Annotated in this window: 25 protein-coding genes; 14 read left to right on the forward strand and 11 right to left on the reverse strand. The window is 62.6% G+C overall.

Annotation, left to right across the window (positions count from 1 at the left end; translation table 11 throughout):
- Positions 1-66: 66 nt before the first annotated feature.
- The 5 genes from L1069_RS10630 to tldD all read right to left on the reverse strand — a co-directional run bounded on the left by L1069_RS10630 (position 67) and on the right by tldD (position 7,543).
- On the reverse strand, positions 67-711 hold the full coding sequence (locus tag L1069_RS10630; RefSeq protein ID WP_129371721.1) for a 3-oxoacid CoA-transferase subunit B: 645 nt from the start codon (positions 709-711) through the stop codon (positions 67-69).
- Complete coding sequence (locus L1069_RS10635; RefSeq protein WP_129371720.1) at positions 711-1,433, reverse strand: CoA transferase subunit A; 723 nt, start codon at positions 1,431-1,433, stop codon at positions 711-713. The genes L1069_RS10630 and L1069_RS10635 overlap by 1 nt, the downstream gene beginning before the upstream one ends.
- Before the next feature lie 444 nt (positions 1,434-1,877).
- Complete coding sequence (gene topA, locus L1069_RS10640) at positions 1,878-4,505, reverse strand: type I DNA topoisomerase (protein ID WP_237455652.1); 2,628 nt, start codon at positions 4,503-4,505, stop codon at positions 1,878-1,880.
- 195 nt (positions 4,506-4,700) lie between these two features.
- Entirely contained in the window at positions 4,701-5,882 is a 1,182-nt protein-coding gene (gene dprA, locus L1069_RS10645; RefSeq protein WP_134829279.1) for a DNA-processing protein DprA, read from the reverse strand.
- Between the two features lie 239 nt (positions 5,883-6,121).
- Positions 6,122-7,543 carry a metalloprotease TldD gene (gene tldD, locus L1069_RS10650; RefSeq protein WP_237455653.1) on the reverse strand — a complete coding sequence of 474 codons (1,422 nt, stop codon included), beginning with the start codon at positions 7,541-7,543 and terminating at the stop codon, positions 6,122-6,124.
- Between the two features lie 198 nt (positions 7,544-7,741).
- Between tldD and coxB the strand changes: the two genes are divergently transcribed.
- The 11 genes from coxB to L1069_RS10705 all read left to right on the forward strand — a co-directional run bounded on the left by coxB (position 7,742) and on the right by L1069_RS10705 (position 17,827).
- Positions 7,742-8,587, forward strand: a complete 846-nt coding sequence (gene coxB, locus L1069_RS10655) for a cytochrome c oxidase subunit II (RefSeq protein WP_129371716.1) — start codon at positions 7,742-7,744, stop codon at positions 8,585-8,587.
- Positions 8,588-8,683: 96 nt separating this feature from the next.
- A complete protein-coding gene (gene cyoE, locus L1069_RS10660; protein ID WP_129371715.1) occupies positions 8,684-9,625 on the forward strand; it encodes a heme o synthase in 942 nt (313 codons plus the stop codon).
- Position 9,626: 1 nt separating this feature from the next.
- On the forward strand, positions 9,627-9,791 hold the full coding sequence (locus L1069_RS10665) for a cytochrome C oxidase assembly protein (protein ID WP_129371714.1): 165 nt from the start codon (positions 9,627-9,629) through the stop codon (positions 9,789-9,791).
- Positions 9,791-10,378 carry a cytochrome c oxidase assembly protein gene (locus tag L1069_RS10670; RefSeq protein WP_129371713.1) on the forward strand — a complete coding sequence of 196 codons (588 nt, stop codon included), beginning with the start codon at positions 9,791-9,793 and terminating at the stop codon, positions 10,376-10,378. The genes L1069_RS10665 and L1069_RS10670 overlap by 1 nt, the downstream gene beginning before the upstream one ends.
- 24 nt (positions 10,379-10,402) lie before the next feature.
- On the forward strand, positions 10,403-11,212 hold the full coding sequence (locus tag L1069_RS10675; protein WP_129371712.1) for a cytochrome c oxidase subunit 3: 810 nt from the start codon (positions 10,403-10,405) through the stop codon (positions 11,210-11,212).
- Between the two features lie 133 nt (positions 11,213-11,345).
- A complete protein-coding gene (locus tag L1069_RS10680) occupies positions 11,346-12,014 on the forward strand; it encodes an SURF1 family protein (protein ID WP_237455654.1) in 669 nt (222 codons plus the stop codon).
- Positions 12,015-12,026: 12 nt separating this feature from the next.
- Positions 12,027-13,415 carry a threonine synthase gene (gene thrC / locus L1069_RS10685; RefSeq protein ID WP_237455655.1) on the forward strand — a complete coding sequence of 463 codons (1,389 nt, stop codon included), beginning with the start codon at positions 12,027-12,029 and terminating at the stop codon, positions 13,413-13,415.
- Entirely contained in the window at positions 13,412-14,674 is a 1,263-nt protein-coding gene (locus tag L1069_RS10690) for a pitrilysin family protein (RefSeq protein WP_237455656.1), read from the forward strand. Before thrC ends, L1069_RS10690 begins: the two co-directional genes overlap by 4 nt.
- On the forward strand, positions 14,674-15,264 hold the full coding sequence (locus tag L1069_RS10695) for a GNAT family protein (protein ID WP_237455657.1): 591 nt from the start codon (positions 14,674-14,676) through the stop codon (positions 15,262-15,264). Before L1069_RS10690 ends, L1069_RS10695 begins: the two co-directional genes overlap by 1 nt.
- A gap of 278 nt (positions 15,265-15,542) precedes the next feature.
- Positions 15,543-16,364 carry an MBL fold metallo-hydrolase gene (locus tag L1069_RS10700; RefSeq protein WP_237455658.1) on the forward strand — a complete coding sequence of 274 codons (822 nt, stop codon included), beginning with the start codon at positions 15,543-15,545 and terminating at the stop codon, positions 16,362-16,364.
- Between the two features lie 44 nt (positions 16,365-16,408).
- Positions 16,409-17,827 (forward strand): FAD-binding oxidoreductase, encoded by a 1,419-nt coding sequence (locus L1069_RS10705; RefSeq protein WP_237455659.1) that lies wholly within the window; start codon positions 16,409-16,411, stop codon positions 17,825-17,827.
- Positions 17,828-18,039: 212 nt separating this feature from the next.
- On the opposite strand, the gene L1069_RS10710 is transcribed toward L1069_RS10705, so the two are convergent.
- The 4 genes from L1069_RS10710 to L1069_RS10725 form a co-directional block, all read right to left on the reverse strand.
- Positions 18,040-18,579, reverse strand: a complete 540-nt coding sequence (locus L1069_RS10710) for an adenine phosphoribosyltransferase (RefSeq protein ID WP_129371704.1) — start codon at positions 18,577-18,579, stop codon at positions 18,040-18,042.
- 176 nt (positions 18,580-18,755) lie between these two features.
- Positions 18,756-19,766 (reverse strand): DUF418 domain-containing protein, encoded by a 1,011-nt coding sequence (locus L1069_RS10715; protein ID WP_237455660.1) that lies wholly within the window; start codon positions 19,764-19,766, stop codon positions 18,756-18,758.
- Positions 19,767-19,894: 128 nt separating this feature from the next.
- Positions 19,895-20,758, reverse strand: coding sequence for an S-methyl-5'-thioadenosine phosphorylase (locus tag L1069_RS10720; RefSeq protein ID WP_129372941.1), 864 nt, complete (start codon positions 20,756-20,758; stop codon positions 19,895-19,897).
- Positions 20,759-21,253: 495 nt separating this feature from the next.
- Entirely contained in the window at positions 21,254-21,898 is a 645-nt protein-coding gene (locus L1069_RS10725; protein WP_164982747.1) for a PRC-barrel domain-containing protein, read from the reverse strand.
- A gap of 238 nt (positions 21,899-22,136) precedes the next feature.
- Between L1069_RS10725 and L1069_RS10730 the strand changes: the two genes are divergently transcribed.
- Entirely contained in the window at positions 22,137-23,777 is a 1,641-nt protein-coding gene (locus tag L1069_RS10730) for a SulP family inorganic anion transporter (protein ID WP_237455661.1), read from the forward strand.
- Positions 23,778-23,877: 100 nt separating this feature from the next.
- On the opposite strand, the gene L1069_RS10735 is transcribed toward L1069_RS10730, so the two are convergent.
- Complete coding sequence (locus tag L1069_RS10735; RefSeq protein WP_129371700.1) at positions 23,878-24,519, reverse strand: CatB-related O-acetyltransferase; 642 nt, start codon at positions 24,517-24,519, stop codon at positions 23,878-23,880.
- 8 nt (positions 24,520-24,527) lie between these two features.
- The gene (locus L1069_RS10740) at positions 24,528-25,133 is read right to left on the reverse strand and encodes a flavin reductase family protein (protein WP_237455662.1); all 606 of its coding nucleotides are present in this window, start codon (positions 25,131-25,133) and stop codon (positions 24,528-24,530) included.
- A 121-nt stretch (positions 25,134-25,254) separates the two neighbouring features.
- Here L1069_RS10740 and L1069_RS10745 point away from each other — a divergent pair, with 121 nt between their 5' ends.
- Both L1069_RS10745 and L1069_RS10750 read left to right on the forward strand, forming a co-directional pair.
- Positions 25,255-25,743: a GNAT family N-acetyltransferase gene (locus L1069_RS10745; protein WP_237455663.1), complete on the forward strand. Its 489-nt coding sequence runs from the start codon at positions 25,255-25,257 to the stop codon at positions 25,741-25,743.
- 48 nt (positions 25,744-25,791) lie between these two features.
- Positions 25,792-26,565, forward strand: a complete 774-nt coding sequence (locus L1069_RS10750) for an EcsC family protein (protein ID WP_129371697.1) — start codon at positions 25,792-25,794, stop codon at positions 26,563-26,565.
- Positions 26,566-26,604: the final 39 nt, after the last annotated feature.

A 26,604-nucleotide genomic window follows, 5' to 3' on the forward strand; every position in this document is an offset into this window, starting at 1 on the left:
ACCGGATGTGCAAAGAAAAGGCCCGCCGGAAACCGGCGGGCCCTGATTGTCAGACCTGATCCGGGATCAGTCCACCAGGGTGGCCTGAGTCGCGCTGCGGATCTCGTCTTCGCTGACACCATCCGCCAACTCAACGATCTTCAGGCCGCCGTCCACGACGTCCAGAACGCCCAGGTTGGTGATGATCCGGTCGACCACGCCCTTGCCGGTCAGCGGCAGGGTGCAATCCTTCAGAACCTTGCTGTCGCCGTGTTTGTTGGTGTGATCCATCACGACCACCACACGGCCGACACCCGCGACCAGATCCATGGCGCCGCCCATGCCCTTGACCAGCTTGCCGGGGATCATCCAATTTGCCAGATCGCCGTTCTCGGCCACTTCCATCGCACCCAGGATCGCCATGGCAATCTTGCCGCCGCGGATCATCGCGAAGGACTGCGCAGAATCGAAATAGGCGGTCTGCGGCAGCTCGGTTATGGTCTGCTTGCCCGCGTTGATCAGGTCGGCGTCCTCTTCCCCCTCGATCGGAAAGGGACCCATGCCCAGCATGCCGTTCTCCGACTGCAGGGTCACTTCCACACCTTCGGGGATGTAGTTGGACACCAGCGTCGGGATGCCGATGCCAAGGTTCACATACCAGCCGTCCTGCAGTTCCTGCGCGGCGCGTGCTGCCATTTGATTACGGTCCCAGCCATTAGTATCTGCAGGCATTATGCTTCCTCCCGCTTGCGCACGGTGCGCTGTTCGATGCGTTTCTCGTGCTGGCCTTGGATGATGCGGTGCACATAAATGCCGGGCAGGTGAATCGAATCCGGATCCAGCGAGCCGGTCGGCACGATCTCCTCCACTTCAACGACACAGACCTTGCCGCAAGTGGCGGCAGGCGCGTTAAAGTTGCGGGCCGTCTTGCGGAACACCAGGTTGCCGGTCTCATCCGCCTTCCAGGCCTTTACGATGGCGAGGTCGGCAAAGATGCCTTCTTCCATGATGTAGTCCTCCATGGCGCCGTCCGCACCGGTGGGGAACTGCTTTTCAAACTTGCCGTCGGCGATCACGGTGCCAACGCCGGTCTTGGTGAAGAAGCCCGGAATGCCTGCGCCGCCCGCGCGCATGCGCTCCGCCAGGGTGCCCTGCGGGTTGAATTCCAGCTCCAGCTCGCCGCTCAGGTACTGGCGCATGAATTCCGCGTTTTCGCCCACATAGGACGAGATCATCTTTTTCACCTGCCGGGTCTGCAGCAGGATACCAATGCCGAAATCATCGACACCGGCGTTATTGGAGGCAAAGGTCAGATCCTTGGTGCCAGCGTCCTTGATCGCCTGCAGCAGCAGTTCGGGGATGCCGCAGAGGCCGAAACCGCCCGCAGCGATGTACATGCCGTCGTGAAGCAGCCCGTCGAGCGCTTCAGCAGCGTTGGAATATACCTTCTTCATGGAGTTCTCCCAGTATGCCGGTTGCGGGATTTCTGGCTGCCTGCTGGAGCAGAGTCAATGAATACGGAGACGGGCACGTATTTCTACGGAGAACTAGAAAGGGCAAGGCTCCCGCGCCCTCCCGGAGCACTTGCCTTCGGCAGATGCTCCATCAGCCTTGGGCGTGGCGCCGCTTTGCGGCGCAAAAGAAAGCCTTGCTGATAAGCCAATAAGGTCAGATTTGCCCATTTTGGGCCGTCGCGAGAGTGAAACTGTTCTGCGCTGCGTCAAGGGCAAGCCGCTGACGCAGCAGCAGAGCCGTCCTTGACCCGTTGCAAAGCAGAGAAGGACGCGTGCAGGACATGACCCGCGCCGCGTTAGCGGCGCCGGGCCCAACGGTGAGGGCGCATGGCAATGCGCCTGGAACCGGCGGGAGCGCCCCGCCCAAATCCACGCCGCCGGTTGTCAGTCTTTCGCTGCGGCCTTTTTAGGGGCTGCCTTTTTCTTGGCTGCGGGCTTTTTGGCGGCGGTTTTCTTCTTGCCGCCCTTTGCGGATTTTTCCGCAATCAGCTCCATCGCCATCTCCATGGTCACGTCCTTGGGTTCCACGTCCTTGGGCAGGGTGGCGTTCACCTTCTCCCATTTGACGTAAGGCCCGTAGCGGCCGTCCATGATGTTGATAGCACCGCCGCTGTCGGGGTGATCCCCCAGCTCCTTCAGCGGTTTGGCAGCAGCCCGGCTGCCGCGGCGGCCCGGATTGGCGCGCTTTTCCGCCAGCAGTTCCACCGCCCGGTTCATGCCGATTTCAAAGACGTCGTTGGGGTCCTTGAGGTTGGCGTAGACCGGTTTTTCCTCATCTGGCAGCTGGTGCATCAAATAGGGGCCGAAGCGGCCGAAGTTGGAGGCGATCACACCGCCTTCGGGGTGGTCGCCGATCTGGCGCGGCAGGCTGAGCAGGGTCAGCGCTTTTGCCAGGTCCATATCGTCCTTGCTCCAGCCCTTGGGCAGGCTGGCGCGCGGCGGCTTTTTGTTTTCCGGCGTTGCTTCGCCGCGCTGGACGTAAGGCCCAAAGCGGCCGGCCTTCAGATGGATCTCATCTTCGCCATCCATCCCCAGCAGCCGCTCGTCGCCATCAGCGCCTTCTCCGGCGATGGGGCGGGTGTAGGTGCATTCCGGGTAATTGCCGCAGCCGACAAAGCCGCCGGTGCGCGAGGTTTTCAAGTGCAGCTGGCCCGCCCCGCATTTAGGGCAGACGCGCGGATCGGTGCCGTCTTCGCGCGGCGGATAAAGCTGCGGGGCCAGGGCGTCATCCAGCACATCCAGCACTTCGGTGATCCGCAGTTCGGAGGTTTCCGAAATGGCAGCCGAGAAATCGCGCCAGAACTTGCCCAGCAGTTCCTTATAGTCGCCGTTGCCGGCACTGACGTCATCCAGTTCTTCTTCCAGATTGGCGGTGAATTCATAGCCCACGTATTTGCGGAAGAAATTCAGCAGGAAGATGGTGACGATCCGGCCTTTGTCCTCGGGGAACAGGCGGTTCTTGTCCTTGCGGACGTATTCGCGGTCCTGGATTGTGGTGATCACGGAGGCATAGGTCGAGGGGCGGCCGATGCCCAGTTCTTCCATCCGTTTGACCAGTGTCGCCTCGGTATAGCGCGGCGGCGGTTGGGTATGGTGCTGCAGTGCCAGCACAGCGCCGTCCTCGGAGAGCACGGAGGCCTCTTTGCCGGCCTTATCAGCCTGCGCGGCCAGCGAAGACGCAAATTTCAGCGCTTCGCCCTGCATGATCTGCGGCAGGCGCTTGTCATCTTCGTCGGCCACATCATCGCGGCCTTCTTCGTAAACGCGCATGAAACCGTCAAACAGCATCACCTGGCCAGTGGCGCGCAGCACCACCTGTTTGTCGTCCGAGCCGATGTCGACGGTGGTGCGCTCCAGACGGGCACCTTCCATCTGGCACGACAGCGTGCGCTTCCAGATCAGGTCATAGAGCTTGCGCTGATCGTCGTCCGTCACCTTCAGGCTGGCCGCATCGCGGCTCATATCTGTCGGGCGGATACATTCGTGCGCTTCCTGGGCGTTTTTCGCCTTGTTCTTGTAGATCCGCGGGGAGGAGGGCACATACTCAGCACCATACCGCGTTTCGATCTCGGCGCGCGCGGCCTGCACTGCCTCAGGCGCCATGTCGATGCCATCGGTCCGCATATAGGTGATGTGGCCCGCCTCATACAGGCGCTGCGCGGCGTTCATTGTCTGGCGCGCACCCATGCCGAATTTGCGGCTGGCTTCCTGCTGCAAGGTCGAGGTCATGAACGGGGCAGAGGGGTTGCGGGAAGCGGGTTTTGCTTCGACCGACAGTACTGACAGCTGGCGCGAGGCCACGGCCTGCACCGCGAGTTCGGCAGCGGTGGAATTCTTCAGGCTGTATTTGTCCAGCTTGTCACCGCCCAGCACCGTCAGGCGGGCTTCGAACTCCTGGCCGCGCGGGGTCGCCATCTGGGCGCGCACGGACCAGTATTCCTGGGCGTTGAAGGCTTCGATCTCCATCTCGCGCTCGACGATCAGGCGCAGGCAGACGGATTGCACCCGGCCCGCGGACCGCGCGCCCGGCAGCTTGCGCCACAGCACCGGCGACAGGTTGAAGCCCACGAGGTAGTCCAGCGCGCGGCGGGCCAGATAGGCCTCGACCAGCGGCATGTCGACCTGGCGCGGGTTCTGCATCGCTTCGGTCACCGCTTCTTTGGTGATCGCGTTGAAGGTCACCCGGCTGACCGGCGTGTCCTTCTTGATCGAGCGCCGTTTGGTCAACGCCTCCTGCAGGTGCCAGCTGATCGCCTCTCCCTCGCGGTCGGGGTCGGTAGCGAGAATCAGCGCATTGTCCTCTTTCAGCGCGTCGGCAATCGCCTTGACGTGCTTGCGGGAATCATTGCCGACCTCCCAGGTCATGTCGAAATCGGCGTCAGTATCGACCGAACCATCCTTGGCCGGCAGGTCGCGCACATGCCCGTAAGACGCCAGAACCGTATAGTTTGAGCCAAGATATTTGTTGATTGTCTTTGCTTTGGCCGGGGATTCGACAACGACTACTGGCATAAATTCTGTAACCTCTTCGGACCGCTTCTGCGGGTTCTATGGCGGGGCAGGATGTGGGGCGCAAGGGGAGAATGTCAATCCAGGTGCATTGGACGCGGCGGGAAGCGGGATGTTTACGGTGATATTCCGACGGTTCGCGGCAGCCTGTTCCTGCGGTCCGGCGCGGCAGGCAGGGGCAAGGCAAGGCGCGCAGGGTCAGTCTTCATTTTCCGGAAAGGCCTTGGACAGCAACCCGCCCGGCTGGCGCCTGATCGCGCCTTCCAGCTCCAGATCCGTCAGCGCCGGGGCCAGCAGCTGCGGCGGCAAGGAAAGTTCGCGCAGCAGGTCGGACTCAGATGTGGGGGAGGGCCCCAGCCTGCCGAGGATCTGCTGATGCAGGGCGTTGGTCTGCGCAAGGCTGCGCCGTTCGGGCGGTTGCTGCGGCAGGCCGGCCAGGGCCTGCTGCGGGCTGCCAGCTGCCGGCGCCTGTTCCTGCGGCAGGTCTTGCGGCGGCAGCGCCTCCAGCACGTCAGCGGCACTGCGGACCAGCAGGGCGCCGTCGCGGATCAGCCTGTTGCAGCCGGAACTGCGGGCATCAAAGGGGTGGCCGGGCACCGCCAGCACCTCGCGGCCGTAGTCCAGCGCGTCCCGGGCGGTGATCAGGCTGCCGGATTTAGCGGCCGCCTCCACCACCACAACGGCGCGGGACATGCCGGCAATGATCCGGTTGCGTTTGGGGAAGTCGCGGGCCTGCGGTGTCTTGCCCATCGGCTGCTCTGACAGGCGCAGCCCGGTTTCGCTTATTTCTTCGGCAAGCCGGGCGTTTTCTGCCGGGTAGATCACATCGGCGCCGCCCGCCAGAATGGCAATTGTTCCTGTTTGCAGCGCTGATTGATGCGCGGCGGTGTCGATACCGCGGGCCATGCCGGAAACAACGGTATAGCCAGCCTCGCCCAGGTTTTGCGCCAGCGATCTGGCCATGCGCAACCCCAGCGAAGACGCGTTGCGGGCGCCGACCATGGAAATCATCGGACGCCGCACTGCCGCAAGGTCGCCAATGGCCCACAACAGCGGCGGCGCATCTTTCAGGCTGCGCAGGAGCTCAGGGTATTCCGGGTCGGAAAAGCACAAAAGCCGCGCTTTGGCGGCTTTTGCGGTCCTAATTTCAGCGTCTACCGCCTTGGCGGGGCATGTTTCATACCCTTTGATACCTGCGGAACGTGCCACTTCGGGCAACGCATCCAGCGCGTTCTGCGCTGAACCATATTCAGCGAGCAGCCGGTGAAAGGTCACCGGGCCAACCCGTTTAGAGCGCAAAAGGCGAAGCCAGGAAAACCGGGTATCTTCCGTGGTGGGTGGGAGTGGGGGGTGAGTGGAAGAAAGTGTTTCTTCGGTCATCCGCAGCTCCGCCTGTTTGCAGAACCAGAATTAACCTTAAGGGGGTTAACAGGTGGTGAACGCCGGAGGGTTTTCGGCCAATTCCCCGAAAATTTTCTTAAGTAGCCGGAAAATGGGGGGAATTACCTTTCGCTCACAGTTCGAACGGGGAGGCATTGCCGTAATCCGGGCCGGTAACACTGGCGGGCGGCCCAGATTTTTACGGTCAAAACATGGTTTTACCGAGAATTTGCGCTGCCTCAGGCCGCCGAGCCGCCCACCGTCAGGCCGCCCATCAGCACCGAGGGCTGGCCGACGCCGACCGGCACCCATTGGCCTGCCTTGCCGCAATTGCCCATGCCGGGGTCCAGCGCCATGTCGTTGCCAAGCCCGCGAATCTGCTTCAGCGCGGTGGCGCCGTCGCCGATCAGCGTGGCGCCTTTAACCGGTGCGCCGACCTTGCCGTCCTTCACCCGGTAAGCCTCGGTGCAGGAGAACACGAACTTGCCATTTGTAATATCCACCTGGCCGCCGCCAAATCCCACAGCCCAGATGCCGTCCTTGATGCCTGCGACCAGATCACCGGGATCGGCCTCGCCGCCCAGCATATAGGTATTGGTCATCCGCGGCATCGGCGCGTGGGCGTAGCTTTGACGCCGCCCGTTGCCGGTGGGGGAAACCCCCATCAGCCGTGCGTTCTGGCGGTCCTGCATGAAGCCGACCAGAACACCATCCTCGATCAGTGTGGTTTTCTGGCTGGGCGTGCCTTCGTCATCCACGGTGATTGATCCGCGCCGGTCGGGGATGGTGCCGTCATCCAGTACCGTAACGCCCTTGGCGGCGATCTGCTGACCCATCAGACCGGCAAACGCGGAGGATCCCTTACGGTTGAAGTCGCCCTCCAGCCCGTGGCCGATTGCTTCGTGCAGCAGGATGCCGGGCCAGCCGGGGCCAAGCACCACATCCATCTCGCCCGCAGGCGCTGGCACCGCATCCAGGTTCACCAGCGCAATCCGCAATGCCTCCTGCACCTGGGCCTGCCAGTGCTTGGGATCGACCAGCCCGTCCAGCCCCAGCCGCCCGCCGCCGCCGGCCGAGCCGCTTTCGCGGCGGCCGTCCTTTTCGACGATCACCGACACGTTGAACCGCGCCATGGGGCGGATGTCGCGCACCCGGGTTCCGTCCGCCCGCAGGATCTCTACCTCCTGCAGTGAGGCGGCCAACGATGCAGAGACTTGCACCACGCGCTGGTCCAGATCTCGCGCATAGGCGTCAACCTCGCGCAGGGTCTCCACCTTCACTGGAAAGGGCATAGCGCTGATCGGGTCGGCATCGGTGTACAGCTTGGCGTTGGTCGCCTGCGGCGCATCCGAATAGGTGCCGCCGCCGGTGCCGACTGCCAGCCTGGCCGTTTCTGACGCCCGCTTCAGTGACGCAATGGAGACGTCGGTGGAATGGGCATATCCGGCCACATCGCCGTTCACAGCGCGCAGGCCAAAGCCCTCGGAGGCGTCATAGCTGGCACTGCGCAACCGCCCGTCGTCAAAGGACAGCGCTTCGGATTTGCGGCGCTCTGCAAAAATCTCGCCATCCTCCGCACCATTCAGCGCATCGCGCAGGCTGGCGAGGGCCTCATCCTCGGGGAGCGCGGTTTCAAAGGGACGGAAGGCTGGGTTTTCCATGGCACGGTCCTCGGATTTTTTTGATCTAAATCAAGAAAGCGACGGTTTGACGCTTGGCTGCCTCTTTATCTGTGTCCCCGAATATGATTTTAACCAGCGTCAAAGACAACGGGGCAGGTGCGTTTTGTGGGAATCAATCGATTCCCCCGTATTTCGTGCTGCCGCAGGAACAATGCGATCAACCGATCAGGACAGAACATGAAAAACGCTTTGATGCTTTCGGGCCTTTTCGCCGGCCTTTCAAGCCTTCCAGCAATGGCGCAAGAAGGTCTGAAAACCATTGGCAAGCCGGTTGACGGCGGCCTGAACTTCCAGCCGGCGGCGACTTCGCTGGCGGATGGCTTGCAGAGACTGGATTACATGATCCTGGTGATCATTACCGTGATCTGTGTTTTTGTTGCCGGTCTGATGCTTTACGCCATTGTCCGCTTTAACAAGCGCGCCAATCCGACCCCGGCCAAGTTCACCCACCACACCCCGGTTGAGATCGCCTGGACCATTATCCCGATCCTGGTGCTGGTATTCATCGGTTCCTTCTCGCTGCCGCAGCTGTTTGCCCAGCAGGAAATCCCCAAGGCCGACATCACCATCAAAGTGACCGGCTACCAGTGGTACTGGGGCTACGAATACACCGACCACGAATTCGGCTTTGAGAGCTTCCTGCTGCCCAAGGATCAGCTGGCTGCAAACGGCTATGCCGAGGACGAGTGGCTGCTGGCCACCGACACGGCTGTTGTTGTGCCGTCGGGCAAGACCGTTGTGATGCAGGTGACTGCGGCTGACGTGATCCACTCCTGGACCATTCCCGCATTCGGCGTGAAACAGGACGCGGTTCCCGGCCGTCTGGCGGAACTGTGGTTCAACGTCGACGAAGGCAAGGAAGGCATCTACTTCGGTCAGTGCTCCGAGCTGTGCGGCAAGGACCACGCCTATATGCCGATCACCGTCAAAGTTGTGACCCAGGCGGAATATGACGCCTGGCTGGCAGGCGCCAAAGAAGAATACGCGGGCCTGCCGCAGACCTATCAGGTCGCCTCCAACTGAGACCTGGCCATGCGGAGCTTAAGAGCGCTTCGTGTGGTATAGTCAAAAGACCGGGGTGCGCAGCAATGCGCACCTGTTGCTGCCAAAGGACCCAAGATGAGCGACGCAAGCATCAACGCAAGCCGTGCATATGAAGACGAGGCCAGTTTCGGCGACTACTTCGCCCTGCTGAAACCCCGTGTCATGTCGCTGGTGGTGTTCACCGCTCTGGTCGGGCTGCTGGCCGCGCCCGTTTCCGTGCACCCCGTCATCGGTTTCTGTGCCATCCTGTTCATCGCCATCGGCGGCGGTGCGTCCGGTGCGCTCAACATGTGGTGGGACGCTGACATCGACAAGGTGATGAAGCGCACCCGGGGCCGCCCGATCCCTGCCGGTAAGGTTGAGCCGGGCGAGGCATTGGCGCTGGGTCTGGCGCTGTCGGGCCTGTCGGTGATCATGCTGGCGCTGGCGGCAAATGTTTTTGCCGGCGTCTTCCTAGCCTTCACCATCTTCTTTTACGTGGTGGTCTACACCATGTGGCTCAAGCGCGCGACGCCGCAGAACATCGTGATCGGCGGCGCTGCGGGGGCTTTCCCGCCGGTGATCGGCTGGATTGCCGCCACCGGCACAATGTCGGTGGAACCCTGGCTGATGTTCCTGCTGACCTTCATGTGGACGCCGCCGCATTTCTGGGCGCTGGCGCTGTTCATGCGCTCGGACTATGACGATGCCGGCGTGCCGATGCTGACCGTGACCCACGGCCGCCGCGCAACCCGCGTCCATATTCTGGTATATACAGTCCTGCTGGCGGTTCTGGCCATTGGCACTGCATTCTCCGGCATCGGCGGCCCGCTGTATCTGGCCGCAGCGCTGGTCATGAACGCGCTTTTCCTGCATGGCGCCTGGAAGATCACCCGCCGCGATGAGGACGATTCCGAAAACGACAACTTCAAGGTGGAGCGCAGCTTCTTCAAGCTGTCGTTGCTGTATCTGTTCCTGCATTTCGGTGCGATCCTGGCCGAAGCCCTGCTGAAGCCCTACGGGCTGGGAGGCTGGTAAGATGGCATTGCGCAAAGAGCATGAAATCCACAAGCGCCGCTCCGGCCTCAACAAAGGGGTCGGCATTCTGCTGGGCGCCTTTGTGGTGCTGGTGATGGCGCTGACCATGGCCAAGGTGACCTCGGCCACTTTCAAATTCCCGGACGCCCAGGGAGAGCAGAACTGATGGCGCTGCAGGGGCCGCAGAAAACGGTTGTCCAGCTGGTGGGCGTTGTTGTCCTGATGGGCGGCCTCTCGTGGGCCTCGGTTCCGTTTTATGACTGGTTCTGCCGGGTCACTGGCTTTGGCGGCGTTACCGGCGTTGCCAGCACCGGTTCGGACAGGATTGTGGATCAGACCATCACAGTGCGCTTTGACGGCTCGAAACAGCGCGGCATGCCGTGGGAGTTCAAGCCGTCCCAGCGCGAGATGGAGATCAAGCTGGGGGAAACCGGACTGGCCTTTTACGAGGCCTACAACCCGACAGACCGCCCCGTGGCAGGGCAGGCGTCTTACAATGTGACGCCCTATCAGGCCGGCGGGTTCTTTGAAAAAATAGACTGCTTCTGCTTTACCGAGCAGGTGCTTCAGCCGGGGGAGCGGGTGCAGATGCCCGTGACCTTCTTTGTCGATCCCGAAATCATTGACGACCGGGACGCAAAATACGTGCATACGATCACGCTTTCGTACACGTTTCATGAAATCGATCTGCCCGAGGGCTATGCCGCCCTCGACACCGGGAATAACACCGGGGCAGGGGCAACCACGAACTAGGCCGCTTTGGTGAGGGACACTTGAATGGCGCACGCTAAAAATCACGATTATCATATTCTGCCGCCGTCGATCTGGCCGCTGGCCGCATCGCTGGGCACTTTTGTCATGCTGGTCGGCGCGGTCTTCTGGATGAAGGGCATCACTGCCTGGGCGTTCTGGATCGGCCTGGTTGCAGTTCTCTACTCGGCCTTCGCCTGGTGGTCCGAAGTTGTCGCCGAAAGCAAGGTCGGCGATCACACCAATGTGGTGCGGATTGGCTTGCGTTATGGCTTCATCCTGTTTGTGATGTCCGAGGTGATGTTCTTCTTCGCCTGGTTCTGGTCATTCTTCAAACATGCCATCTACCCGATGGAGACCTATATCGGCACCGAATACGTGGCGCCGGAGATCCTGCCGGTCGACCCGTTCCACCTGCCGCTGATCAACACCCTGGTCCTGCTGCTGTCGGGCTGTGCCGTGACCTGGGCGCACCACGCGCTGGTTCACAACAACGACCGCAAGGCGCTGATCCAGGGCCTGTCCATCGGCATCCTTTTCGGCATCCTCTTCACCTTCCTGCAGGGCTATGAATATGCCCACCTGCTGCACGAAGGCTGGCAGTTCGGTGGCGATGAGTTCTACTCGAACTTCTTCATGGCGACTGGCTTCCACGGTTTCCACGTTGTGATCGGCACCATCTTCCTGACCGTCTGCCTGATCCGCGCGATGAAGGGCGACTTCACCCCTGAGCAGCACGTCGGCTTTGAGGCCGCTGCCTGGTACTGGCACTTTGTGGACGTCGTCTGGCTGTTCCTGTTTGTCGCTGTCTACATCTGGGGCACTTCCGGCCTTTAATGGGCGGCCTCTAACGGACGGTTTGTAACGGTTACATGTTTGCGGTTCCAAAAGCCGCAGACAGACCTTAATGAGCAAGGCGCGCAGGGCATCACGCTCTGCGCGCCTTTACTGTTGAAGCGGAGCGGCCCGGATGCGGCATGTCGGTTTTTTGGTGGTGGTCAGCGGTCTGGGGATTGCGATCCTGCTGACCCTTGGCACTTGGCAGCTGCAGCGGCTGGCGTGGAAAGAGCAGGTCATCGAGGATATAATCTTCCGGCTGGCCGGATTGCCTGAACCCTTGCCAGCCTCCCCCGATGCGGCAGAGCACAAGTACCAAGCCGTGGATCTGTTCGGGACAATCTCCGGTGCGGAGCTGCACGTTTTGGTCAGCTCCAAGGAAACCGGTACCGGCTTCCGGATCATTCAGGCCCTGACGGAAAACAAGACAGGCCGCCGTATTCTGCTGGAACGCGGTTTCGTGCCCGAGGCAGCAAAGAACGCCGAACGCAGCACCGGCCCGGTCTATGTCGCCGGCAACCTGCATTGGCCGGTTGAGCGCGACAGTTTTACCCCGCAGAATGATCCGGACAACAATTTCTGGTACGCGCGCGATCTGGCCGAGATGGCCGCCGCGCTGAAGACAGAACCGGTGCTGGTGATCTCACGCGAGCCTCTCGGGGAAAATGTCCGGCCGATGGGGATCAGCACCAGCACCATCCCGAACAACCACTTGCAATATGCGATCACCTGGTTTTCGCTGGCCTTCATCTGGGCTGCGATGACTGTCTACTTCCTGCGGCGCAACCGCGCCAATTCCTAGAGAGCCAAGGCGATGAAATATATCTCGACCCGGGGCCAAGCGCCCGAGCTGACCTTTGAAGACGCGATGCTGACCGGGCTTGCCCGTGACGGCGGCCTCTATGTGCCGGCCGAAATCCCGCAGATGTCCCAGGATGACATCGCCGCACTGGCCGGTCTCTCCTATGAGGAAACCGCCTTTCGCGTGATGCGCCCCTTCCTTGGCGATTGTTTCACCGACGAGGAATTCCGCGCCATCATCGCCCGCGCTTATCAGGGCTTTGGCCACGCTGCCCGCGCGCCGCTGAAACAGCTGGCGCCGAACCATTTCCTGCTGGAGCTGTTCCACGGTCCGACGCTGGCGTTCAAGGATTTCGCCATGCAGCTGATCGGCCAGCTGTTCCAGACCGCACTGGAACGCCGCGGCGACCGGGTGACCATCGCAGGCGCCACCTCGGGCGATACCGGGTCGGCGGCGATGGAGGCTTTCCGCGGTCTCAGCAATGTGGATGTGTTCATCCTGTATCCGCATGGCCGGGTGTCCGAGGTGCAGCGCCGTCAGATGACCACGCCTGCGGATGCCAACGTCCACGCGCTGGCTGTCGATGGCGATTTTGACGATTGCCAGGCCCGCGTAAAAGACATGTTCAACGACTTCGATTTCCGCGACGGCGTGAAACTGGCCGGCGTGAACTCGATCAACATCGCCCGCGTGCTGGCGCAGGTGGTCTACTATTTCTCCGCCGCTGTCTCCTTGGGCGCGCCGCAGCGCAGGGTCAGCTTCACCGTGCCCACCGGCAATTTCGGCGACATCTTTGCAGGCTTCATCGCCAAGCAGATGGGCCTGCCCATCGACCAGCTGGTGGTCGCCACCAACCAGAACGATATCCTGCACCGCTGCCTGTCGGGGCAGGGCTACTACAAGGGCGATACCGCGCCCTCGATCTCACCCTCGATGGACATCCAGGTGTCGTCCAACTTCGAGCGCGCGCTGTTCTATGCCTACGGTCAGGACAGCAAGGCTGTGGCGCTGTTGATGGATGAGCTGAGGAACGGCGGTTTTGACGTCTCCCAGGGCGCGATGCAGGCGCTGAGCGAGACCTACGTCTCGGGCCGCACCTCCGAAGAGGAGACCCTGGCGACCATCAAGTCCGAACTGGCCGCCTCGGGCGAGCTGCTGTGCCCGCATGGCGCCGTGGCTGTGAAGGTTGCGAATGAGCACCGCACGGCCGATGTGCCGATGATCACGCTGGCCACAGCGCACCCGGCGAAATTCCCGGCAGCGGTCGAAGATGCCAGCGGCATCCATCCGCCTCTTCCCCCGCGCATGGGCGACCTGTATGACAGGCCGGAACGGGTGACCCGGATCGCCAACGATCTGGCCGCCCTCGAGGATCACATCAGAAAGAATATCGCGAATTGACAGTTCAGCAGCACACACTCGCCAACGGGTTCCGCATCGTCTCCGAACACATGCCGGGACTGGAATCCGCGGCGGTCGGGATCTGGGTAAACGCCGGCGGCCGCCACGAGCGGCTTGAGCAGAACGGCATCGCCCATTTCCTGGAGCACATGGCCTTTAAGGGCACCAAGACCCGCTCGGCCCTTCAGATCGCCGAGGAGATCGAGGATGTGGGCGGCTATATCAACGCCTACACCTCGCGTGAGGTGACGGCATATTACGCCCGCGTGCTCAAGGGGGACGTGCCGCTGGCGGTGGATGTGATCGGGGACATCCTGCTGAACCCGGTGTTTGATGCCCGCGAGATCGAGATCGAGCGCGGGGTGATCCTGCAGGAAATCGGCCAGTCGCTGGACACGCCGGACGATGTGATCTTTGACTGGTTGCAGGAAGAAAGCTACCGCGGCCAGCCTTTGGGCCGCACCATCCTGGGTCCGGCAGAGCGCGTCAGCAGCTTCAACCGCGAAGATCTGCAGAGTTTCGTGGCTGAGCACTACGGCCCTGGCCAGATGATTCTGGCTGCGGCCGGCGGCGTCGATCACGATGTTCTAGTCAAGTTGGCCGAGCGGCTGTTCGGCCACATGGAAGCCAAGCCCGATTTCACCGCTGAAGGCGCGCGGTTCACCGGCGGCGAGGCGCGGCAGGTCAAGGATCTGGAGCAGGCGCATTTCGCTCTGGCGTTTGAGGGCCCCAGCTATCGCGACCAGTCGATGTATACCTCGCAGATCTACGCCAGCGCGCTTGGCGGCGGCATGTCCTCCCGGCTGTTCCAGGAAGTGCGTGAAAAACGCGGTCTGTGCTACACGATCTTTGCGCAGGCCGGGTCTTATGCCGATACCGGCGCGATGACGATCTATGCCGGCACCTCTGGCGAGCAGCTGGAGGAACTGGCAGGCATCACCATCGACGAGATGAAACGCGCCGCGGACGACATGACCGAGGCCGAGGTCGAACGCGCCCGCGCCCAGATGAAGGCCGGGATGCTGATGGGGCTGGAAAGCCCGTCGAACCGGGCTGAACGTCTGGCCCGCCTGGTGCAGATCTGGGGCAATGTTCCGTCGCTGGAGCACACGGTTGAGCGGATTGAGGCTGTGACCACCAAGGATGTGCGCGGCATGGCCGAGGAGATGGCGGTTTCGGCACCGGCGGCTCTTGCGCTTTATGGCCCGGTTGCAGACGCCCCGGCGCTGGAGAGGCTGCAGGAGAGGCGCGCCGCCTGATGCTGCTGAACCGCCGCAAGGTCCGCATTGAAACCGAGCGCCTGACTCTCAGGCCGCCGGTGCATGCGGATTTTCACGGCTGGGCGGCGCTGCGGCTGCAGAGCCAGCCGTATCTGACGCCATGGGAGCCGAGCTGGGCGGCGGATCATCTCAGCCGCAAGTCGTTCACCAACCGGGTCTATTGGGCCCGCCGGTCGGTGTCTGGGGGCACGGCGCTGCCGCTGTTCCTGGTCCGGCGGTCCGACAATATGCTGATGGGCGCGATCACGCTGGACAATATCCGCCGCGGGCCGGCCCAGGCAGGAACACTGGGGTACTGGACCGGGTTGCCCTTTGCCCGTCACGGCTACATGCGCGAGGCGATCGGCGCGGTGGTGCATCACGCCTTCAGCAAACTGGATCTCAGCCGGATTGAGGCTGCATGCCTGCCGGAAAACCAAGCTTCCCGCGGGCTGCTGGAGAAATCCGGCTTCAAATACGAAGGCGTCGCCCAGTCCTATTTGCAGATCAACGGCCGCTGGCGGACCCATGTTCTGTACGCTTCGCTGCGCCACGACCGCCGCGGCAAAACCCTGACGGGCCAGGCATGACCGCAGGCGCACAGGCAGCCGGGAACTCCCGCCCGTCGCTGGTGCATTGAAATGCACCGCTCCCGTTGGGGGCAGCGCCGCACCTGCGGTGCGGCGCTGCCCGGCCTTGCGGCCGCAAAGATTTCCGCGGCCGCCATGGCTGCGCCGGGCCGCAGGCCGGAGCCACGCCCAACTGAGAGGCGGAATTTTCAATTCTGCTGGAACAGGCGGGAGCGTACCCGGCGCAAATTTCCGCCCCGGGGGCTGACAACTGCGGTTTGCGCCCTAGAACCTGCTTCATGCGCGGCTTTTGCTGTCTCCTTTGGCTGATCCTCTGTGCCACTGCCCTCCAGGCCCAGGAGCGGCGGGCGAGCCATTGTATCGCGCTGGCCGGGGCAACCCCTGGCCTGGAGTATCTGCACCAAGCCGGCTGGCAGGATCCTGTTTCCCAGGACAGCGTGCAGGTCCGCTATATCGCGCATGCATCCTTCCTGCTGCGCACCGAAGGCGGGCTGAATGTGGTCACCGATTTCACCGGCTTCACCGGCGCTGCGCCGCTGGTCCCGGATGTGGTCACCATGAACCACGCCCATGAAACCCATTGGACGGCGCATCCCGATCCAGCCATTCCCCATGTGCTACGGGGCTGGGGGCCGCTTGAGGACGGGATAAAACACCATCTGGACCTTGGCGAAATGCTGATCCGCAATGTCTCCACTGACATCCGCAACATGTTCGGAGGCGTGGCAGCGCACGGCAATTCGATCTTCGTTTTTGAGGCGGCTGGCCTCTGCATCGGCCATCTGGGTCATCTTCACCACGTGCCAACCCCGGAACAATATGCGGCGCTGGGGCGGCTGGATGTGGTGATGGCGGCGGTGGATGGCGGCATAACCCTGCCGCTGGATCAAATGCTGGAGGTGCTGGGGCGGTTGCGTTCCTCCGTCATTATCCCGATGCATTGGTTCAGCGACGCATCGCTGCAGCGCTTCCTGGCCCGGGCCGGCCCTGAGTTTGATGTCGTGAATGAAGGCAATAGCACCCTTACGGTCTCCCTGCGCAGCCTGCCCGGCCGTCCGACGATCCACGTGCTGCAGCCAAAGTACCTAGCTGAAGAATAGTGACCTGCCTTGCCAGCCGGTTCCGCTTCCGGCATGGATGAGGCATGATGCTGAACTCTGCAGATACTGCCTTTGCCAACCACCTCTCGAACCTGCTGCCGGAAGGTGTGCTGCGGCCGCCGGAGCCGCGATATCTTGAGGAACCGCGCGGCCGCTACCAGGGGCAGGCAGGGGTGCTGGCCTTGCCGCAGACGGTGGAGCAGGTCTCACGGCTGATCCGCGAGGCCAGTGCCGCCCGGGTGCCGGTTGTGCCCTATGGCGGCGGCACCGGCCTGGTCGGCGGCCAGGTGATGCCGGACGGCCCGGCGCCGCTGGTGCTGTCGCTGGAACGGATGAAGGCAATCCGGTCGGTCCACCCGCAGGAAAATGTCCTGATTGCCGAAGCGGGGGCCATTCTGGCGGATGTCCAGACAGCGGCGGAAGAGGCAGGGCGGTTGTTTCCCCTGTCGCTGGCGGCAGAGGGATCAGCCAGGATCGGCGGCAACCTTTCGACCAATGCCGGCGGCGTCAACGTGCTGCGCTATGGCAATGCACGCGACCTCTGCCTGGGGCTGGAGGCGGTGCTGCCTTCTGGAGACATCTGGCACGGGCTGTCGCGTTTGCGCAAAGACAACACGGGTTATGACCTGAAAAACCTGCTGATCGGCGCCGAGGGCACGCTGGGGGTTATCACTGCCGCCGCGCTGAAGCTGTCGCCGATCCCTGTCACGCAGGGAACCGCGCTTTTCACAGTGAAGGACCCTGCTGCTGCCATTGCGCTGCTGGCTCTGGCCCGCGGCCACGCCGGCGAATCCGTCAGTGCTTTTGAACTGATCCACGGGCAAGGTCTGGCGTTTCTGGCGGAGGCTCTGCCGGAGATCCGCCAGCCGTTTGACGACACGCCTGAGTGGTGCGTGCTGATCGAATTGGGCTTGCCTCAGGGCGTGGTTGCTGAGGACACTCTGGCAGAGTTGTTCGAAGCCGCAGAGGCGGCAGGACTGGTTGCGGATGGCGTGATTGCCCAGTCCGGATCCCAGCGGCAGGCGCTGTGGGCGGTGCGCGAGAATATTCCGCTGGCCAACAAGGCAATCGGATCGGTTTCCAGCCACGACATCTCGGTGCCGATCTCGGATATTCCTGCCTTCATCGAACGGGGCAGAGAGATGGTCGCAGGCCTTGGTGATTTCCGCATCAACTGCTTTGGCCATCTGGGAGACGGCAACCTGCACTACAATGTGTTCCCGCCAAAGGGGCAATCCCGCGACCAGTTCAGGCACATGCGTGAAGCAGTGAAAACGGCGGTGCATGATCTTGTTCATGCCTTTGGCGGCTCTTTCAGTGCTGAGCACGGGGTCGGGCGGATGAAAACGGGCGACCTGGAACGCTATGGCGACCCGGTCAAGCTGGCGGCCATGCGGGCAATCAAGCAGGCACTGGATCCCAACGGCATCATGAATCCTGGCGCGGTGCTGAAGGCCGGCTGACCCGTCCGGGCATTCCCAAGATCTCCCGCAGCCGCATCAGCCCGGCTGCGCCGGACCGCCTGGCGGCTTTGGGCCCGGCGCCGCGCATCCGCGCGGCGTGCCCTTTCAGGCCCTTGCGGGCCGGAAAGGGCTATGCCCAACGGGAAGAGCCGTTCGCAAGAATGGCGTTTGTCCGGCGGGAGCCCCCGGCCCGGACGCTGTCCTTACAGTGCTCAGAGGCCGTCAAATTCACACAGCACATGCACATCCATGCCCATGCTCTCCAACAGCTTGCGGCCACCGAGTTCCGGCAGATCGACGATGAAGGAGCAGGAGACAATCTCGCCGCCCAGCCGCTCGATCAGCTTGATGCCCGCGCCCGCAGTGCCGCCAGTTGCCAAGAGGTCATCAACTACCAGGATCTTCTCGCCCGGCTTGATGGCGTCGTCGTGGATCTCGACAATCGCCTCGCCGTATTCCAGCTTGTACTCTTCGCTGATGGTGGTGCCGGGCAGCTTGCCTTTCTTGCGGACGGGCACAAAGCCGACGCTCAGCTGATGGGCAATCGCGCCGCCCAGGATAAAACCACGTGCTTCAAGCCCCACCACTTTGTCGATCCGTTCACCCGCATAGGGATGCAGCATCTGGTCGATCGCCATGCGGAACCCGCGCGGATCGGCAAACAGCGTGGTCACATCGCGGAACAGGATCCCTTCATGGGGGAAATCAACGATGGTGCGGATGTAATCCTGGACGGCGGGCTTCTTGGGCATCGGTCAGGCTCCCCTTGGCGCAATTGTGACAGCAGCCCGGCAGTGCCGCCGGGCCATTGGCGGTTTGGCCGATGCAGCGCTGTCATGCAAGGGGGAACCGTGAGCATGCGGTTCGGGGCTGCCGCAGGAGGCCTGCTGACACTGGCCGCGTGCGGGGGCAGCGGCGCGGGGATAGGTCACCGGGGAAAACGGGTGCTCCAGCGCATCAGCGCTTCCAGCGGTCCGTTTCTGGCAAAAATGTTCCAGATCCAGACCAGCACCATCGACAGGGCGCAGAAGCCAAGCGAGTAGCCGAAGATCCGGGAGGTGCCGAGCGAACCGTCCAGCTGGCCCATGGCTTCCAATGTGCCCATTCCCAACAGGATATGCGCCGCATAGAGGCTCAGCGCTTGCCGCCCTGGTGCTGCTAGCCATTCCCCCAGCCCAGCCTTGTCCAGCGCCGGGCCGATCGCCAGCATCAGCCCGGTCACGGCAACCGCGGTGCCGGAGGCTGCGATAATGTAGAACGGGCCAGGGGGAATGGCGCTGGTGCCGAAGAGTTCGGCCAGCTCTGGATCCTGCAGCAGCATCCCGGGCAGGGCGCCCAGCACTGCCGCTGCCACGCCCCAGACGATCATGCGGGCCTGCACCCGGCGGCTGGCCAGATCCAGGCGCCCGATCCACATGCCCAGAAACAGGAACGCGGCCCAGGGGAACACCGGATGCCAGCCGTTGAAGAAGGAATGGCGCAGAAAACCTTCCAGCGTCCAGAACTCCGCGTAGGTCAGTGTGTCCCAGTTCCAATGCGCCTCGTAATCCAGCACCAGCAGCCCTGCCAGCCCGATCGCCAGCGTGCCCGCGGCGGCCCAAAGCAGCGTCCGGCTGGAGACGGTCAGGAACGGCAGCGCCACCAGGAAATACAGCGCATAGAAGTGCAGGATGTCGGCGTCGAATATGGTCAGGTTCAAAAGGCCGATCGCAAACAGGAACACAGCGCGCCGGAACATCGTTGCCCGGTCCGGCTTACCCAGCGACACCCCGATTCCTGCCAGCACCACAAACAGCGCGGCTGCGCGGCCCTCCAGGCTGTTGGTGAACAGAGAGATTGCATCGGTTCCCGGCGCCACCTGCGCCGCAATGCGGAAGTTGACCAGCACCATGCCGCAAAAGGCAAGGAAGCGGGCGATGTCCAATCCGTGAAGGCGCATGAAAGAGGTCCTGAAATCAGCTACGTCGAAGCAAGGTCTGCTGCACGATAAAGGGACACGGCCCGGTAAAGAAAAGAGGCGGCCCTGCAAAGACCGCCCCGATAGTTCAAAACTGTTGCAGCCTTGGATCAGCCCAGAACCCGGCCCGCCACTGCATCCAGTTTGGCCAGCAGAGCAGGATCGCGTTTCCCGGGTGCAGTCATGATCGCATATTCCAGCGCCTTGTCGCAGCCATGCGGGCAATCCGCACGATCCTGGCCCAGCAGACCGGGCAGGCGGCGGACCAGTTCGCGGGCATTGGCAGAGTTGCCCTGCAATGTTGCAATGATATCAGTGATTTCCACCGCGCCGTGTTCCGGATGCCAGCTGTCGTAATCGGTGACCATTGCCACCGAGGCATAGCATAGCTCCGCCTCACGGGCGAGTTTGGCTTCGGGCATGTTGGTCATGCCGATCACATCGCAGCCCCATTGCGCGCGGTACATCTTGCTTTCCGCCATGGACGAAAACTGGGGCCCCTCCATGCACAGGTAGGTGCCGCCGCGGTGGATGTTGATACCTGCATCCTTGCCCGCTGCTTCGGCGGCGTCCGAGAGCCGCTCGCAGGTCGGATGCGCCACGCTCACATGGGCCACGCAGCCAGTCCCGAAGAAGCTTTTTTCGCGCGCGAAGGTCCGGTCAATGAACTGATCCACAACAACAAAATCGCCCGGCGCCATTTCTTCGCGGAACGACCCGCAGGCAGAGACCGAGAACACGTCTGTCACCCCCAGCCGCTTCAGCGCGTCGATATTGGCGCGGTAGGGAACTTCGGTCGGGGAATGCACATGGCCGCGGCCGTGGCGGGGCAGGAAGGCCATTTTCACTCCGTCCAGGGAGCCGGTCAGGATCTGATCCGATGGCGCCCCCCAAGGCGTTTCGACCGAGACCCACCCGGCGCCTTCCAGCCCGTCGATCTCATAAATGCCCGAGCCGCCGATCACGGCAATCATGGTTTCACGGGGTTCTGATGCGGTCACGTGCTGCCCTCCTGATGCTGCTCGTTGGGATATGCACAAGCGGGGCCGGATTTGGCAAGAGCAAGGTGATCAACAGCGGACGGCAGGTGTGGCCCCCTGTGCACCGGTGTGTGCCGATGGCGCAGGAGCCTCCGGCGGGAGTATTTTTGAAAAGATGAAACAGCGGGAGCCATTCCGCCGTGTAATCCAGGCAAGCGTTGCGGCGCGGGCAGCGCGAGGAGAGGGACCAAGCGAACGCCCAAATCTTAACGAGCGCTAAAGTTAAGCGTCAGCCCTTTTGACCAAATGTTTCGCGCGCGAAACATTGCGGCAGAAAAGCTGACCTATTTGAGGTGTCGCAGGGCCGAACCTCAATCACAGGAAAGCCAAATGGCCGTCTGTGGTCAGCGGCGCGGATTTGGCGGCGTTCGGCAGACAAAGACGAAAACCCGCCATCTGGCGGGTTCTCCGGTTTCGCATATCCCGGGCTCAGCCTTCGTAGTCGGGCAGGGCTTTCAGCTCGTCTTCGGTCATCGAAATGTAGACGCGCAGGTCCGAGCCGTCGTCGGCACGCAGGATGTCGATCTTCGACAGTTCCAGCTCAACCGGTTTTTCGCCCAAGCCAAGGAAACCGCCAACGTCGATAACGGCGGCCTTGACCTCGCCGGCATCAGTCAGCAGCAGTTCGGAGACTTCACCGATCCATTCGTCATTGGAGTCATAGGCTGCTGCACCAGTCAGCTTCTCGGCGGTCAGATCGGTCTCTTCCGCAGTCATGTATCCGTCGCGCTCTACCGGCACCCGGGGCTGCATGGCCGCTGTGGCTTCAGTGTCGGTCATGTGTTCAGTGGACCCGGTTTCTGCGGTGCCGGTTACCTCAGCCTCTGCTTCAACCTCTGCCTCGGCTGCGGCATCTGCGGCTTCTTCAGCTGCGGCTTCGGCTTCCGCGGCGAGCTCGCCTGCTTCCTCGGCAACCGTATCAGCAGCCCCTTCTGCCGCAGCCCCGGCTTCTGCAGCAATCTCTGCGCCTTGTTCGGAGATCGCCTCGGCAGCCTCTTCGGTGGCCGTATCGGATGCGAAGGCAGGGAAAGTTGTCACGGCGGCCAGCGCCGTGGAAAGTAGCAGCTTTTTCATGACCATTCTTCCTTAATCTAAAGTGGCTCGTTGGTGAGCAGTCGATGAAAAAACGCCTGGCAGCGGTGCTCGGTTCCCAGAGGGATGTGAAAAACCGCTGGAGGCGCTTCAGGTCCGGGCAAAGGGCCGTGTCCAGGCATTGGCCGGGTGCCGTGAATATCCCGCACCCTTGCCCCATTGGCGTATTTCCGCTAGGGGCGGGCTGCGGACACTCCCCTTCCAAGTACAGGTACACCCAATGAGACGCGCAGCCATGGCTTTGCTGGCCAAGCAGATTTCCCCGCCCAACCTCTCCATCATGCAGGACGAGGGCTTTACCGTGGCCCGCGTGCGCACCGAATTGCTGTCCGGCCTCACCGTGGCGCTGGCGCTTGTGCCCGAGGCGGTGGCCTTTGCCTTTGTCGCGGGCGTGCATCCGTTGGTCGGGCTTTATGCGGCCTTTATGGTGGGGCTGATCACCGCGGTGTTTGGCGGCCGGCCGGGGATGATCTCGGGCGCTACGGGTGCGCTGGCGGTGGTGATGGTGGCGCTGGTGGCGCAGCACGGGGTCGAGTATCTGTTTGCCACAGTGGTCCTGATGGGGATTTTGCAGATCATCGCGGGTGTCATGCATTGGGGCAAGTTCATCCGCCTGGTGCCGCATCCGGTGATGCTTGGCTTTGTGAACGGTCTGGCGATTGTGATCTTCCTGGCGCAGCTGACCCAGTTCAAGGACCCGGAAAACACCGAAGCCTGGCTGGCAAGCTCGCAGCTGGTGATGATGCTGGGTCTGGTGGGGCTGACCATGCTGATCATCTGGGGCACGCCAAAGATCACCGCGATCATTCCGGCCCCGCTGGCCGGGATCGGCATTGTGGCAGGGCTGGTGATTGCCTTTGGGATTAATGTGCCGACCGTTGGCGACATGGCCTCGATCAAAGGCGGGTTCCCGGCGTTTCATAATCCGTTTGGCACCGGCGAGGGGCTTTATGGCACTGCTTTGGCGCCGTTCACGCTGGAGACACTGTGGATCATCCTGCCTTATGCGGTGATCCTGGCGGCGATTGGCCTGATTGAGAGCCTGCTGACGCTGAACCTGGTGGGCGAGATCACCGGCAAGCGCGGCGGTGCCAGCCAGGAGTGTATCGCGCAGGGCGCGTCGAATGTGGTCACAGGCTTTTTTGGCGGTATGGGCGGCTGCGCGATGATCGGCCAATCGATGATCAACGTGAAATCCGGCGGCCGGACGCGGATTGCGGGCATTACTGCGGCGCTGTTTCTGCTGGCGTTCATCGTTGTGGCCTCGCCGCTGATCGAGCAGATCCCGCTGGCGGCCCTTGTGGGCGTGATGTTCATGGTGGTGATCGGCACCTTTGCCTGGAACAGCTTCAAGGTGATGACCAAAGTGCCGCTGATGGATGCCTTTGTCATCGTGCTGGTGACCGTGGTGACGGTGATGACCGACCTGGCGATTGCGGTTGTGGTGGGCGTGATCGTCTCGGCGCTGGCCTATGCCTGGAACAATGCACGCCGCATTCACGCCTATACCCGCGAATCTGAGAGCGACAAGGGCGCCAAGGTCTATGAGATCGAAGGCCCGCTGTTCTTTGGCTCTACCGATGGGTTCATCGAGCTGTTTGATGTGGCAGGTGATCCGGATCATGTAATTGTGGATTTTGCCCGCAGCCGGGTGGTCGACCAATCAGCCTTGCAGGCAATCGAGGCATTGGCGGGCAAGTATGAGGCCGAGGGCAAATCTGTGGTGCTGCGCCATCTGAGCCGGGATTGCCACCAGCTGCTGACCAAGGCGGGACATCTGATGGTCGATAGCGATGATGACCCGGACTATGAAGTTGCGGTGGACTACTCGGTCAAAACCGGGGTTCTGGGCGGCCATTGACGCCTGATCGTTTGAAAGAGAAACCCGCGGGTCTGGCGAGCCGCGGGTTTTTTTGAAAGGGGCTCTGGCTCACCATACCAGCAAATACCAGTGGCAGGGCTTAGTCGGGGGCGAGGGTTTCCAGCATGTCGAGGTCGCCGGAAAGAAGCGCGGGTTCAGCGGCGGCGATCAGCTCAGGCGGCCAATCCCACCATTTGAGGCTCAGCAGCCGGGCGATCTGCGGCTTGGGGAAACGGAAGCTGTGCACCGTGCCGGGGTTGCCGGTGATGACGGCATAGGGCGGGACAGAGCCGCGCACCACCGCGCCCGCGCCGATGATAGCTCCGTCGCCGATACGGGCGCCGGGCAGGATCAGCGCGCCATAGCCGATCCAGACGTCGTTGCCGATCACCGTGTCGCGGGTGTCCGGCTGAAACCCTGTCATCTGCGTCTGATCGAACACCGGGAAGGGAAAGCAGCTGAGCCCGTCCTGGGCGTGGTTGGCTGAGGCGGTGATGAAGCGCACACCGTCCGCGATCTGGCAGAACTTTCCGATCACCACACGCTCGCGCGAACCGGGAAAGAGGTAGGGCGCAAGATGGCCGGCCCAATCCTTTGGCGGCTCAAAGGCGGAGGCATAGGTAAAGGCGCCGATGGAGAAATTCGGGTGATCAACCGCTTCGGACAGCATTACGGTGCCGGCATGGGCGCTGCCGTCCGGCAATGTGATCGGATTGCGTTTTTTCGGGTCAGGCAATGGCATGTCGGGTCTCAATCATCGGGGCGGGTGAGCGGGAACAACTCGCGCACCACTGAATAGTCGCGGTAGCCGAGGCGGGCCAGCGGCTGGAATGCGGTGACATCAAAGGTGCCGTCGCGCAGGCAGTCATCGCGCAGATGCACGCCGGTCACCTCGCCGAACACCACCTTGTTCGCCTCGCCCGGCAGGGTCACGATCCGGGTCAGTTTGCACTCCAGCGCGGCCGGCGCTTGGGCCACACGGGAACAGGCGATGGTTTCGCAGTCTATGGCTTCAAGCCCTGCATGGGCGAATTCGTCCGCCTCCTTGGGCAGCGCGGCGGAGCTGGCGTTCATAGCCTCCCGCAGCGCGTAAGACACCACATTGACGCAGAACACGCCGGTTTCCTCGATATTGGCAACGCTGTCCTTGGTGCCCTCTTGGTCGGGCTTGCTGCTGGTGGAGGCAAACATCACCTGCGGCGGGCTGTAAGCCACTGCGTTGAAAAAGGAATAAGGCGCCAGATTGTTCACCCCGCCGGCGGAGCGCGAAGAGATCCAGCCGATTGGCCGCGGTGTGACGATGGCATTAAACGGGTTGTGGGGCAGGCCGTGGCCGTCCTCGGGTCGGTAGAACATTCGTGCTTCCTGCTCAGGGGATTTCAGGGGCTTAGGTGTTTGCCCAAGGCTTACGCCCGTGTTAGGCCGAATGCCAGCCTGCAGGGGGAAAATGCGGAGGCCGGAACAGGGACATGGCGGCGTGATCGAATTGATGGCAGAGCAGCCGGAAGACCGGTGGGAGGTTGAGGCGCTGTATGACCTGTGCTTTGCGCCGGGCCGCGAGGCGTTGTCGTCCTACCGGTTGCGCGACGGGGTGCCGCCGGTTGCAGGTCTCAGCGAGGTGGCGCGCGACAGTGACGGCATCCTGGCCGCAGCCATCAGGTATTGGCCGGTTCTTATTGGCACGGCGCCTGCGCTGCTGCTGGGGCCTGTTGCGGTGCATCCGACACGGCAGGGCGAGGGGCTGGGCGGGTCTTTGATTCGCGACAGCGTCGCCAAGGCAGAGGAAACCGGATGGGCACGGGTGATGCTTGTGGGCGATGCGCCCTATTACCGGCGCTTTGGTTTTACGAAACTGACCGGGGTTGAAATGCCGCCGCCCACCAACCCGGACCGGGTTTTGGGAATGGCGCTGCAAGACGCGGCCTGGGACGGCATCCAGGGGCAGGTGCGCCGCTGGCGGGGTTGAATTCCCGCCCCTGGCTGCCGATCTTTAAGGAGGGCAGAGGAGGCGCTTGTGGCGGACGTTTTATCAACAGCACGGGTATTTACCCCGCAGGATATTGAAGCTGAACTGGAGGCGCTGGCTCAGCGGCACCGGGCGGCGGGCGGCTTTGGCGTGGACCTTTTGAACCGGCTGGGCGGCAGCGGCGAAAGCCTGCTGGAGCGGCTGCCGGAGCCAGTGCGGGCCGGGCTGACAGGCGCCACTGAGACCGCCCTCCGGGTTGCCATGAAGGGGGCCAGCCAGTCACGCCGCCTGGTGGCGGATCAGAAACCGGGCGTCGACCGGATGGTGAGCGCAGCCATGGGCGCTGCGGGCGGCGCCGCGGGCCTGCCGGGCGCATTGGTGGAGCTGCCTGCGACAACCGCGTTTTTGCTCCGGACCATCCAGGGCGCCGCAGCTGCGGAGGGGTTCGACCCGGAGGCCGACAGCGTGCGTTTTGATTGCATTCAGGTGTTTGCTGCGGCTGGCCCATTGGCCGAAGATGACGGTGCGGATCTGGGCTTTGTCTCGGTGCGGCTGGGGCTGCCGGGAGGCTTGCACAAGCTGATTGCCCAGGTGGCGCCCAAGCTGGGTGCAGTGCTGGGGCAAAAGCTGGCAGCCCAGGCGGTGCCGATCGCCGGGGCCGTTGCCGGGGCCGCAGTGAATTACGTCTTTGCGGGCTATTACCGCGAGATGGCGCATGTGCATTTCGGACTTCGGCGGCTGGCAGTGGATGCAGATCTGCCGCAAGAGGAGCTGGCCGCAAAGCTGCGGCAGCGGCTGCACAGCCCAGGTGCGGCACAGTAGATACAACAGACCTCTTGCACTTGCCGCGGCGGGAGATTT

This window comes from Leisingera sp. MMG026 (assembly GCF_021654205.1).
In the GTDB taxonomy this organism is placed as follows: domain Bacteria; phylum Pseudomonadota; class Alphaproteobacteria; order Rhodobacterales; family Rhodobacteraceae; genus Leisingera.